Here is an 11990-nt window from a genome sequence, read left to right as displayed (position 1 = left end):
CAGGCACGCGAGGGGCTGGAGGGCTCGGGTCCGCTCACAGCGCCCGGCTCGCTCTCGACGCCCGGGCCCTGCTCGATGCCCGACCCCGGCTCGGCAACCGTCTCCGCCTCGGCAGCCGCCTCCGGCCCGGCATCCGTCTCCGACCCGGCAACCGTCCGCTCCGACCGATCCGTCCGCCGGACCGGTTCCGCGTCCGCCGTGTCGCCTCCCGCCACGTCCGCCGCCGAATCGAAGCGGTCGTCCAGCGTGTCGTCCTTCTCGTCCTGTCCCGTGGCGGGACCGGTGTCGGGCGCCGACTCGTCGTACAGCCGGTTCCACCAGTCGTCCGCCGCGGCGGACGACCTCTCCCCCTGCTGGCTCATGCACCTATTGTCGACCGCCCCGGCGGTCCGAAAACGGCGCCCGGCGAAAAAAGACCTCAGGCGCGACGACTTGATCGACTTCCGCCACGGATCACGCCGATCACGCGGATCAGCTCATAAGTCCGCCGGGCGGCCCCACCCCCCACGGGAAGGACGCCCGGCAGACGTTCACAGGGTCAGCGCAGGCGGTCGCGTCGGCGCATGGCTGATCGCAACACATTCCTGAGCAAATCCGGGCCAAGCATACCCAAAGGGCATATGACCGGGGTCTGTTGCTGCTGTGATGGCGCCAGATTGTCAGAGTCGCGCGCTAAACAGGGATGATGAACGCGGCGGGTTTACGCCGTGGCCGGTTCCCGCCATCATCTCGGATGAACCGGACGCGTGGCGATACGTATACGGGGCGTCGCGACGGCCTTGCGGGGCCCGGGAAAGAGCGGTCGAGGAAAGGTGCACGGGTGCTGGGAGCGATAGGTCTCGACGAACGGCAGGAGTCCACATACCGGGCACTCGTGGCGATCGGAGCCGCCGAGGTCGCCGATCTCGCGCACCGGCTCGCGCTCCCCGAGTCCGACACGGAACAGGCCCTGCGGCGGCTCGAACGGCAGGGCCTCGCGGCGCAGTCTTCGTCGCGTACGGGGCGCTGGGTCGCCGCGCCACCCGCAGTCGCGCTCGGCGCGCTGCTCACCCAGCACCGGCACGAGCTGGAGCAGGCGGAGCTGGCGGCGGTGCTGCTCGCCGAGGAGTACCGCACCGATGCCGCCGAGCCGGCCGTCCACGACCTGGTCGAGGTGGTGACGGGCGCCAGCGCGGTCGCGCACCGTTTCGTACAGCTCCAGCTCGGCGCCGCCGAAGAGGTCTGCGCCCTGGTCACGGGCAAGCCGGTGGCGGTGACCGGGATGGACAACGAGGCCGAGGAGCGCGCGACGGCGCGCGGGGTCAGCTACCGGGTGGTGATCGAGCGCGAGATCCTCTCGCTGCCCGCCGGTTTCACCGAGCTGACCGCGGCGCTCGGCCGTGACGAACAGGTACGGGTGATCGAACGGGTGCCCACCAAACTGGTGATCGCCGACCGGAGCCTCGCGATGGTGCCGCTGACGGGCGACGCCGCGGAGCCCTCGGCGCTGGTCGTGCACGCGAGCGGACTCCTCGAATCGCTGCTGGGGCTGTTCGAGGCGGTGTGGCGGGAGTCCCTGCCGCTGCGGCTCGACCCGGGCGGCGCCGTACGCGAGGAAGGGCCCCCGGGGCCCGACGCCACCGATCTGGAGGTGCTGTCCCTGCTGCTGGCGGGGATGACCGACGCGAGCGTGGCCAAACAGCTCGATCTGGGGCTGCGGACCGTGCAGCGGCGGGTCAAGGGCCTCATGGAGCTGAGCGGGGTGTCCACCCGGCTACAGCTCGGCTGGCACGCCTACGAGAAGGGCTGGGTGGCGCGAGACCTGCGGAGATGAGCAGGATCCCGCACGCTTGACTGATGGAAGTGTGGCAGCTCGTCGTAGTGGGTCTGGTGATGCTGCTCGGCCTGATCGGCGTCCTGGTCCCCGGAGTGCCCGGCCAGGCGATCGTCTGGGCCGCGGTGCTCTGGTGGGCGCTGTCGGACACCTCGGGCGCCGCCTGGATCGTACTGATCGGCTCGACGGTACTGCTGCTGGTGAACCAGGCACTCAGACCGCTGCTGCCGTCCCGCAGCACACGCAGAACCGGCGCCCCCAGACGTGCGCTGCTGATCGGCGGGACCGCGGGACTCATCGGCTTCTTCGTGGTCCCGGTGGTGGGCGGGGTCGTGGGATTCGTCGGAGGGATCTACGGGGCCGAACGGATCCGGCTGGGCAGCCACCGGGACGGCTGGGCGTCCACCCGCGTGATCATGCGCACCTCCGGATACCCGCTCCTGGTCGAGCTGTTCGCCTGTCTGCTCGTGGTCGGCGCGTGGCTGGTCGTGATGGCGGTGACCTGACGTACGGAGCCGGCACACAGGGCCGGGCCGGCGTACCGGCCCGGCCCGGCGTGGCCCGGCGCACAGGAAACACATCGGATCTCTTCCTGTGTATTGACGGCGGGTAAGCGCTTACCTACGGTCCATCGAGGAAGAAACTCGGATGTATTCGTAGGCCTGTGTACGAGCCGCCAGGAGGCACGATGCCCAATTCACCGGATCCGTCCAGGAGAACGCTGCTCGCCACCGGCACCGCGCTCGGCGGTGCGCTCGTGGTGGGCGGCGCGGCCACCGTCCCCGCCCAGGCGGCCGCCCGGTCGGCGGCGTCCCCCGGTGCGGACCTGACCGCGCCGGTACGGCCGTACGGTGGACCGCACGCCCCGGAGAGCAGTTGGGCGGCCGTGCTGGACGACGCCGACCTGGTCTGGCAGACGATGCCGAAGGTCTGGTACGAGGGCCCGTTCCTCGGTAACGGCTTCCTCGGCTCGGGGATCTACGCCGAACCGGGCAAGAACGCCGTGCGGTTCAACGTCCAGCACTCCGAAGTGCAGGACCACCGGCCGGAGTTCGGCACCCTCTTCGGGCTCGCCCGGCTGCCCATCGGCTACTTCACCCTGGAGCCGGTCGGCACCATCACCGCCGTCGACTGGCGGCTGCGGCTGCGCGACGCCGAGCTGACCGGCACCCTCACCACCACCGCCGGCACACTGACCCTGCGCGCCTTCGTCCATGCCACCGATTCCCTGCTCGCCGTCGACGTCACAGCGAGCGAGGGGGAGCAGGACTTCGCCTGGGTCTTCCACCCGGCGGCGGCCGTCAGCCCCCGGGGCACACCGCCGCCCGGCTACACCGGCAATCCGCCCGCCGTCCAGGAACAGCACGGCGGCACGACGGCCGTGGTGCAGTCGCTGCTCGCCGGCGGCCAGCATGTCACCGCCTGGCGGGAGACCACCCGGGGCAGCAGGCGCACCCTGTGCGTGTCGGTCGCACACTCCTTCCCGAAGACCACGGCGCGCGACCGGGCCGTACGCACCGTGGACGGCGCCGCACACCGTACGTACGAGGCCCTCACCGCGTCACACCGCTCGTGGTGGCACCGCTACTACGGCAAGAGCTTCCTCTCCCTGCCGGACGCGCGGATGCAGAGCTTCTACTGGATCCAGCTCTACAAGGTGGCGTCCGCCGCACGGGCCGAAGCGCCCGTGATGGCGACCTGCGGGCCCTGGCTGGAGCCCACGGGCTGGCCGGCCACCTGGTGGAATCTCAACGTGCAGTTGGAGTACTGGCTGATCCACGGCTCCAACCACCTCGAACTCGACGCCGTCTCACGGGCGATCGGAGAGTTCAGGGACAACCTGACGCTCGGCCTGGAACCGCAGTACCGCAAGGACTCGTACGGCATCCCCCGGGCGACCGACATGAATCTGGCGACGGGCGCCACCGTGCCCAACGCCGGTGACCCGGTGGGCATCCCGGGCCAGGACCCGCCGGTCCCCGAAGTGGGCGACCTGACCTGGGCGCTGCACAACGTATGGCTGAGTTACCGCCACACCATGGACCAACGGCTGCTGCGCGACACGGTGTTCCCCATCCTGCGGCGCGCTGTCAACTACTACCTGCACTTCCTCCAGCCGGGCGCCGACGGCGCGCTGCACCTGCCGAAGACGGCGTCCCCCGAGTACGGCAAGGACGCGCCGGACACCAACTACGACCTGATGCTGCTGCGTTGGGGCTGCCGCACGCTGGTCGAATCGGCGGGGATACTCGGCATCAAGGACCCGTTGCTCGGCCGCTGGAACGAGGTGCTGGCCAAGCTCACCCCGTACCCGGTCGACGAGAACGGCTTCATGATCGGCGCCGGTGTGCCGTTCGCCATGTCACACCGCCACTACTCGCACATGCTGGCCGTCTACCCGCTGCACGAGGTGACCGGCCGTACGCCGGAGGAACTCGCCCTGATCGAGAAGTCCCTCGCACACTGGGTCGGCTTCGAAGGGGCCTTGCAGGGCTACACGTTCACGGGTGCGGCGTCCATGTCGGCGCTCCTGGGCAAGGGCGACGACGCGCAGAAGTACCTCGGCGACCTGATGGAGCGCTTCATCCAGCCCAACACCATGTACCAGGAGGGCTCCCCGGTCATCGAGACCCCGCTCTCGGCGGCCAAGTCCCTTCAGGACATGGTCTGTCAGAGCTGGGGCGGACTGGTTCGCGTCTTCCCGGCGCTGCCGACGGCGTGGCAGGACCTGGTGGTGCACGACTTCCGTACGGAGGGCGCGTTCCTGCTGAGCGCCGCCCGGGAGAAGGGTGTGACGCGCTGGGTACGGCTGGCGAGTGAGGCGGGCGCGCCGTGTGCCGTACGGCACGGCATCGAGGGCCCCGTCGAGGTCAGCGACGGCCGGGGCAGGGCGCTGCGGTACGACACGATCGCCGACGGCGAGATCCGGATCCACCTCGGCAAGGGTGAGGCGGCGCTGATCACGGCGAAGGGCGACCACCCGGACCTGACCATCAGGCCGGTCACCCCGATCGCACCGGGCGCGCGCTGGGGACTGCCCGCCTGACCCGGGCGCCCTGTTGCCGTCCGGTACCCGCCGCCGTCCGGTACCCGCCGCCGTCCGGTACCCGACCGCATCCGGTGCGCGGAACGAGGTACGCGTGTGAGGCTTGGACCATGACCCAATTCAGCGAGGCCGAGCGCGCGTACCTCACCACCCAGCGGATCGGGCGGCTGGCGACCGTCGACCCGAAGGGACAGCCCCAGGCCAACCCGGTCGGATTCTTCCCGCAGGACGACGGCACGATCCTGATCGGCGGCCACGCGCTGGGCACCACGAAGAAGTGGCGCAACCTGCGCTCGAACACCCGCGTGGCCCTGGTGGTCGACGACATCGTCAGTGTCACCCCGTGGAAGGTGCGCGGGGTCGATATCAGGGGCGAGGCGGAACTGCTGACGGGCCCGCACAACCTCGGTCCGCATTTCAGCGAGGAGCTGATCCGTATTCACCCCCGCAAGATCCACAGTTGGGGCCTGGACTCCCCGTGACGGGCGCGCGGGCACGTGTCGGTCGGGTCGCGCCGTCATACACGCGCCCGCGGGCAGACCATTTCCGGCCACGTCAGCGATGAGGCCCGTCGATCAAATAAATACACAACAGGTGTTTAATGAGGCCATGTTTGATCATAAAAAATTGGGCGGCTCGGGGCTTTCCGTTGCCCCGCTGTGTTTGGGCGGCAACGTGTTCGGCTGGACGGCCGACCAGGAGCAGTCGTTCGCCGTGCTCGATGCCTACGCCGCCGCCGGCGGGAACTTCATCGACACCGCGGACGCGTACATGTACCACTTCCCCGGAAACCAGGCCGGCCAGTCCGAGAGCCTGATCGGCAGATGGCTTTCCGCGCGCGGCAATCGCGGCGACGTCGTGATCGCCACGAAGGTCGGTGATCACCCGGAGCGCAAGGGCCTGAAGCCCACCAACGTCAAGGCTGCCGCCGAGGACTCGCTGCGGCGTCTGGGCACTGACTACATCGACCTGTACTACGTCCACTTCGACGACGAGTCGGTGCCGGTCGAGGACGTCGTCACGACGCTCGACGAGCTGGTGCGCGCCGGAAAGGTACGGGCCCTCGGGGCGTCCAATGTCAGCCCGGCACGTCTCGACGCCATGCTGCGGTTCGCCCACCGTGAGGGCCTGGCGAGCTTCCAGGTGCTCCAGCCCCAGTACAACCTCGTCTCCCGCGACACCTACGAGGGCGAACGCCGGGACATCGTCGAGCGCGAGGGGCTGGCCTGTGTTCCCTACTTCGCCCTCGCCTCCGGGTTCCTGACCGGCAAGTACCGGCCCGGTCGTACGGTGAACAGCGTGCGCGACCTTCCCGGCCTGGCCGGCGGCTACGCCGACAGCGAGCGCGGCACCACGGTCCTCGCCGCTCTGGAGGAGATAGCCTCGGCGCACGACGCCCAGATGGCCACCGTCGCCCTTGCCTGGCTGGCCCAGCAGCCGACAGTGGTCGCACCGATCGCCTCCGCACGCGTGATGGACCAGGTGCCGGCCCTCGTCGCCCTGGAGGACCTGCGGCTGTCCGACGCCGAACTGCGCACCCTGAACGCCGCCTCCGCCTGACGCGGCCACGCTCGTTGTGGGTGGCGTCGCGGCCGTGGATTCAATCGCCCCGCCACCCCCAACAGTTGATGATCAATGCAGCCGCCCAAGCGAAGCGGCAAGGTTAGGGACCGGTAAAAGGACGGGCAAAGAGACCGCTTACCAGAAACCCGCCGCTTACGCCACTTCGTCTCGAATGGACGCCGCGATGGTGCACGATGGACGACCACCTCATGGTGGGCTGTCAGCACCCTGTCCAAGGAGATTCCGTGACTGCCGCTCCAAACCCGGAACCGCGCCGAGTTCACCATCTCGGTGAGGAAGCGACCCCCATAGCGCAGCGCCTGGTCCTCGGGAAGTCACTGCGGGCGAGCCGCGAGGCGATGGGCATGTCCCTCAAGACCGCCGCCGATTCGATCATCGTCTCCGTAACCACGATGAGTCGTACGGAGACGGGGCACCGCAGGTGCAAGGACGGCGACCTCGAACACTTGATGGACCTGTATCTGATCATCGACGACAAGCAACGGCAGTCACTCCGCGAACTCAACGCGAGCGCCAACCGGCGTCCCTGGTGGCAGGATTGGACGGACGTCGCGGGGAAACACCTGCGAACCCTGGTCAGCTTCGAGGAGATGGCGCAGCGCATCCGGGCGTACGAGCCGCAGTTCCTGCCGGGTCTGCTCCAGATCGAGGATTACGCGCGTGCCGTGATCCGGCTGGGGCTGCCCGAAGCGCCGGACGAAGAGGTGGAGCGGCGGGTCGCTCTGCGGCTGCAACGCGGAAAGCGCTTCGCGGACTCGGCTCCCCAGAAACTGATCTGCGTCATCGACGAGACGACTCTCCTGCGGCCCTACGGGAGCGCGGAGATCATGCGGAGGCAGGTGGAGTACCTGCTCTCGCTGACGGAGAACCCGCGCTACAGCATGCGCATCGCCGAGTTGGGCAAGCTCGACGTCCCGGCGGGGTTCGGGCCGACGACCATCTTCGACTTCGAGGAGCGGAGGCTGACCGACATCGTCTACTCCGAATACTTCGAGGGAGCCTTCATCCTTCAGGAGGAGCAACAGGTGGACATGAGGAAAAAGGCGTTCGACCGGCTTCTCGGGGCCTCCCTGAGCCGCGCGCGCTCCGCACAGCGGCTCCGCGACCTGCTGAAGAAGCACTACTGACAGAGCACTACTGACGGAGCACTACCGGCAGAGCACGCGCCGAGCCCCGGACTTCAGCTCTTCCGTGCCACTCCGGCGTATACGGACACCTGGAAGTCCGTGGCGAGACTCGGCCCGCTGGCGGGCTCGGGGCGCCAGCGGTGCGCGACCACGAGGCCGGGGTCCGCCAGTTCGAGGCCGTCGAAGAAACGCAGCACCTCGGCCCGGCCGCGCACCCGCAGCTCGGTGCCCGCCCGCGCGTAGACCTTGGAGATCCGCTCCCACTCCGCGGCGCCGAAGTCCGGTGTGCAGTGGGACAGGCTCAGACAGGACCCCGGTACCAGCCGGTCGAGCAACGCCCGCACCACACCGTACGGATCACGGTCGTCGGGGACGAAGTGCATCAGGCCGTGCATGCTCAGTCCCACCGGGCGCGTCAGGTCCACGCAGCCCGAACGCTCCACCGCCGCCAGCAGGGCGTCGGGATCGGTGACGTCACCGTCGACGTAATCCGTCGCTCCCCTCGGTGCGCCGCTGAGCAGTTCGTCCGCGTAGATGAGCACGAGCGGGTCGTTGTCCACGTAGACGACGTGGCTGTCCGGAGCGACCTGCCGGGCCACGTCGTAGAGGTTCGGAGCGGTCGGGATTCCGGTCCCGACATCGATGAACTGCCGGATCCCGCACGCCCCGGCGAGGAATCGCACCGATCGGTGCATGAAGGCGCGGTTCGCGCGCGCGAGCGTCTCCACCCGTGGAAAGTGGCGGATGACTTCCTCCGCCGCCACGCGGTCGACGGCGTAATTGGTCTTTCCGCCCAGGAAGTAGTCGTACATCCTGGAGCTGTGCGGCTGATCCAGTCGTAACTTCGGTCCTCCGCCGCCGGCTCCGGAACGCTCGGCCTTCTCTTCTCCCACGCCGTCCCCTTACTTCTTCTTACTTCTTCGCGCCTGTCGACGTCCCGCGCGCCCCGCCCATCAGGGGGCATGGACGCACTTGCACGGTTCCTGAGTACTAGCCGACCAACCTCCTGTCCAGCATTGGCCTGAGCTATCACCGGCCGGATCGTCGCTGTCCGCCTGCCCCGCCGGAGCCCTCCGCCCGCTCCGGCGGGGTGGCGGACGCCGCGGAGCTACAGGCTCCCGGCAATCACAGCCTCGATAAAGGCAGTGGCTTCACCGCGGGTGAACTCCAGGACAGGACTGTGGGAGTCCTTGGAATCGCGGAACGCGACGGCCGCGGGTCCGGGTTCCGCCATCTCCACACATCCGCCCTGGTGATTGCTGTACGAGCTTTTCCACCACGCCGGCGCCGGGACGGCCGCCTGCCGTAAGGGGATCTCCGCCGTGCTGCCCGGCGTCGTAACCGATTCCGTTGTCATCACAAACTCCTCCGCGATAGCTCGGGGTATCTCAGGATCTCCGGCCGTTTTCAGCCGCAATTGCAGCGGCAGGGCCTCTTTAAGGCTGACCGCCGAGCGGTCCCGTCATACCTGCATGGGACATCTTTCTCGGCCTGTCGGGGGTATTCCCCGTGCAAGTGCGCGCTGGGCGGCGCTCTTCTGAAAAAAAGTACGCCGGTGCGTCGTCGGGGGCGCACACGATCCACCACGGAGCAACATCCATGGATATCCGAAAATACTACAAGCCATCTCCACGCTTTCTTCACCTGCGGAAACGGTTACGAACACGCAATTACCGGCTGCGGCGCACATTGGCGACGGAGAGCCATCTCTCCGGGTTTCCCTGCGCGGAGTCGATAAATCCACAGCAGTGCGATCCGGAAAGTTCCGGCATAACGGACCGATGCGCTCCGATGGCGGTGGAAATACCCGATACGGCGACTTAATCTCAAGCCCCGCTGAGCCATCGGTTCAGCCGCAGAGCCCTGGCTTATCAGGTTGGCGCCCGTACCAGGGCTCTGCGTTCCGACGACAAATGGAGTCGCAATGCGCACATCCCCCCGCCACCGGGGCGGCAAACACAGACGCCGCCGTGTTCGAAACGTACGTCGGAGCATCCGCTCCGCAGGATGGGAGACCCATGCCGTCAACCTGCTCATGGCGGCGCAGGTCTGGGGCGCCGGGCCCTTCCAGGCCCTCCAAGCCCCCCAGCTCCCGCCGGAGCCCGGGAGCGTCCTGACGGCCGCGGCCCTCACCGTCCTCGTCATCTGGCGCACCGTCCACGGAGCGCCGGACAACAGGTGACCCGGGGTGGGGGGTTGTCGCGGACAGCCCCCCACCCGCACCCGTCCCGTACCGCGTACACCCGACACGGCTGCCCGCTGCCGCTTCGGCACCGGGCAGCCGAGGAAGGACATCCCACTCATGCGTGTCACGACACCGGCGGCGTCGCCTGCGGGCACGACCGTCGACGAGGTGGCCGACCGGATACTGGCCGAGGTCAATCACCTCGTACGACTGGCCGCCGGCCCGGGCGCACCCGACCTTGATCTCACCGAACACGCGGTACGCCTCCGCGCGTCGGTGGTGGCGATCACCGGGGAGGCCGCGCGCCTCGTCCAGGAGGAGGACGCCGAGACGGAGGCCATCCCGCAGGCGGACGGACGAAGACGGAGACAGCCGCGACAGCCGCGACAGCCGTACGGTTATCCGGCGCGGTGTCAGCTCGGAACCGTCCTGACCCAGGTACGGCGCTGTTCGCGCATCCCCGTCGAGGAACTCTCCGCCCGCATCGGACTTCCCCCTTCCCAGGTGTTCCGCATCCTGTCCGGGAAGCAGTTCCCCGGCTGGCACGTCACCGAACGGATCGCACGTGTCTGCGGCGCCGATGCGTCGGTGCTGCGCAGGGTGTGGGAGGACGAGCGCGGCCGTCAGGAGAGCGGCGCTGTGTCACACCCGGCGTGAAGTTGTGTCACGCACGGCGTGACAACCGACGACGCGTCAGAGGCCGGACGGTCGCGTGACGGCGGCCAGGTGGTGGGTGGCGTAGGACCGCCACGGTCGCCAGGGCTCCTGGTCGGCCTCCCCGGGGCGGCCGTCCTCCCCCACCGGCGCCACGTCGGGGTCGGCGAGCGCGCGCATCCGGATCAGGCCGGCGACCCGGGGGGTGACGCCCCGTACGGCGAGCAGCGCCCGCTCGGCCTCCTCGCGGTCAGCGCCGGGGTCGAGCCGTACGGTGCCGTCGGCGAGCGCGGTGGCGAGGGGGCCGGCCAGCGGATCGTCCCGCAGTGCGGCCGGTTCGGGGAACAGCGCGGTGAGTCCGCCGCAGGGACGTTCCACCGGCTGCCCGTACCGCTCGGCGATTCGTGCCGCGCGCTCGGGCCCGAGGAGTGTGCGCAGCGCGTACTCCTCGGGGTCGGCGGCGCCCGGCGCACGCGTTCCGGGCGTGGCCGCGACGAGGGGGGCGAGCCGGGGGTCGGCGCCGAGCCGCTCGTCGACCGCGTACGGATCGGCGTCCAGGTCGAAGAGGCGGCGCAGGCGCTGCACGGCCGCGGTGAGGTCGCGCAGATCGGTGAGGTGGATGCGCGCCTCCAGCCAGCCGCCGCGCCCGCCGCCCGCGCCTCCGGGGTGGGTCTCGTCGACCGCGACCAGGCCGGGACCATGGGTCAGCCGCAACGCCCGGCGGTACGTACGCGCCCCCCGCTCGCCGGTGACCTCCTCGATACGGGGGATCGCCTCGCGGCCGAGCAGGTCGAAGACCGGCGCTGCCGCGTACGGGCCCCGGTAGGCGAGCCGGAGCGGGACCCCGGCGAGGGAGCCCGCGGTGTGTGCCGCGCCACGTCCGGTGCCGAGTGCCGCGCCGACTCCCGCGCCAAGTCCGGTGGCTCGCTCGGCGCGCAGGCCGCTCGGTGTCCTCGCGTAGATCTGCCGGACGGTGTCGTTGAACTGCCGGACGGAGGCGAAGCCGGCCGCGAACGCGATGTCGGTGACCGGGAGTTCGGTGGTCTGGAGCAACAGCCTTGCCGTGTGCGCCCGTTGGGCACGGGCGAGAGCGACGGGCCCCGCGCCCAGCTCGGCGTTGAGCTGCCGCTGCACCTGGCGGGCGCTGTAACCGAGGCGCCCGGCCAGCCCGGGTACCCCTTCGCGGTCCACAACGCCGTCGCCGATCATCCGCATGGCGCGGCCGACGACATCGGCGCGTACGTTCCACTCCGCCGACCCGGGCACGGCGTCCGGCCTGCACCGGCGGCAGGCGCGGAAGCCGTGCCCCTGGGCGGCGGCCGCGGTGGGGTAGAACCGTACGTTCTTACGCTTGGGGGTCACCGCCGGGCAGCTCGGCCGGCAGTAGATCCCCGTCGTCTCGACGGCGAAGAAGAACGCGCCGTCAAAGCGGGCGTCGCGGCTGCTCACCGCCTCGTACCTGGTCTCCTCGTCCATCATGCGAGCCAGTCTGCGCCGGTCGGACCGGGCTCACCAGCGGCTTTCGGACATGGCCCTCGGACGCGGGAGGGTGGGGGGGTTGCTGGCTGATCGGGCGGGGTG

General features: G+C 69.6%; 11 protein-coding genes and 1 pseudogene. 8 read left to right on the top strand and 4 right to left on the bottom strand.

Annotated features, from left to right (window positions below; genetic code table 11):
* Positions 1-362: pseudogene (locus QR77_RS47070) on the bottom strand (hypothetical protein); the annotation flags it as partial.
* A gap of 458 nt (positions 363-820) precedes the next feature.
* On the opposite strand from QR77_RS47070, the gene QR77_RS33725 reads away from it, so the two are divergent.
* The 6 genes from QR77_RS33725 (at position 821) to QR77_RS33700 (ending at position 7570) form a co-directional block, all read left to right on the top strand.
* Positions 821-1813, top strand: a complete 993-nt coding sequence (locus QR77_RS33725; protein WP_040025827.1) for a helix-turn-helix domain-containing protein — start codon at positions 821-823, stop codon at positions 1811-1813.
* Between the two features lie 23 nt (positions 1814-1836).
* Positions 1837-2319, top strand: coding sequence for a DUF456 domain-containing protein (locus QR77_RS33720; RefSeq protein WP_040025826.1), 483 nt, complete (start codon positions 1837-1839; stop codon positions 2317-2319).
* Between the two features lie 182 nt (positions 2320-2501).
* Complete coding sequence (locus QR77_RS33715; protein WP_040025825.1) at positions 2502-4859, top strand: glycoside hydrolase family 95-like protein; 2358 nt, start codon at positions 2502-2504, stop codon at positions 4857-4859.
* Positions 4860-4969: 110 nt separating this feature from the next.
* Complete coding sequence (locus tag QR77_RS33710) at positions 4970-5341, top strand: PPOX class F420-dependent oxidoreductase (RefSeq protein ID WP_040025824.1); 372 nt, start codon at positions 4970-4972, stop codon at positions 5339-5341.
* Positions 5342-5468: 127 nt separating this feature from the next.
* Positions 5469-6419: an aldo/keto reductase gene (locus QR77_RS33705; protein ID WP_040025823.1), complete on the top strand. Its 951-nt coding sequence runs from the start codon at positions 5469-5471 to the stop codon at positions 6417-6419.
* A 248-nt stretch (positions 6420-6667) separates the two neighbouring features.
* Entirely contained in the window at positions 6668-7570 is a 903-nt protein-coding gene (locus QR77_RS33700; RefSeq protein WP_160310981.1) for a helix-turn-helix transcriptional regulator, read from the top strand.
* A gap of 53 nt (positions 7571-7623) precedes the next feature.
* Here QR77_RS33700 and QR77_RS33695 read toward each other — a convergent pair whose 3' ends face one another.
* Together QR77_RS33695 and QR77_RS33690 are read right to left on the bottom strand one after the other, a co-directional pair.
* On the bottom strand, positions 7624-8463 hold the full coding sequence (locus QR77_RS33695) for an SAM-dependent methyltransferase (RefSeq protein WP_078877466.1): 840 nt from the start codon (positions 8461-8463) through the stop codon (positions 7624-7626).
* Positions 8464-8678: 215 nt separating this feature from the next.
* The gene (locus QR77_RS33690; protein ID WP_078877464.1) at positions 8679-8927 is read right to left on the bottom strand and encodes a DUF397 domain-containing protein; all 249 of its coding nucleotides are present in this window, start codon (positions 8925-8927) and stop codon (positions 8679-8681) included.
* Between the two features lie 567 nt (positions 8928-9494).
* Here QR77_RS33690 and QR77_RS47065 point away from each other — a divergent pair.
* The gene (locus QR77_RS47065) at positions 9495-9752 is read left to right on the top strand and encodes a hypothetical protein (protein ID WP_160310980.1); all 258 of its coding nucleotides are present in this window, start codon (positions 9495-9497) and stop codon (positions 9750-9752) included.
* A gap of 120 nt (positions 9753-9872) precedes the next feature.
* Positions 9873-10412 (top strand): helix-turn-helix transcriptional regulator, encoded by a 540-nt coding sequence (locus QR77_RS44305; protein ID WP_052489246.1) that lies wholly within the window; start codon positions 9873-9875, stop codon positions 10410-10412.
* A gap of 36 nt (positions 10413-10448) precedes the next feature.
* Here QR77_RS44305 and QR77_RS33680 read toward each other — a convergent pair whose 3' ends face one another.
* Positions 10449-11885: a DNA-3-methyladenine glycosylase 2 family protein gene (locus QR77_RS33680; RefSeq protein ID WP_040029095.1), complete on the bottom strand. Its 1437-nt coding sequence runs from the start codon at positions 11883-11885 to the stop codon at positions 10449-10451.
* Positions 11886-11990 lie beyond the last annotated feature (105 nt).

Origin of the sequence: Streptomyces sp. 150FB (genome assembly GCF_000818195.1) — a bacterium.
In the GTDB taxonomy this organism is placed as follows: domain Bacteria; phylum Actinomycetota; class Actinomycetes; order Streptomycetales; family Streptomycetaceae; genus Streptomyces.
This window is presented reverse-complemented; position numbering and strand designations above follow the sequence as displayed.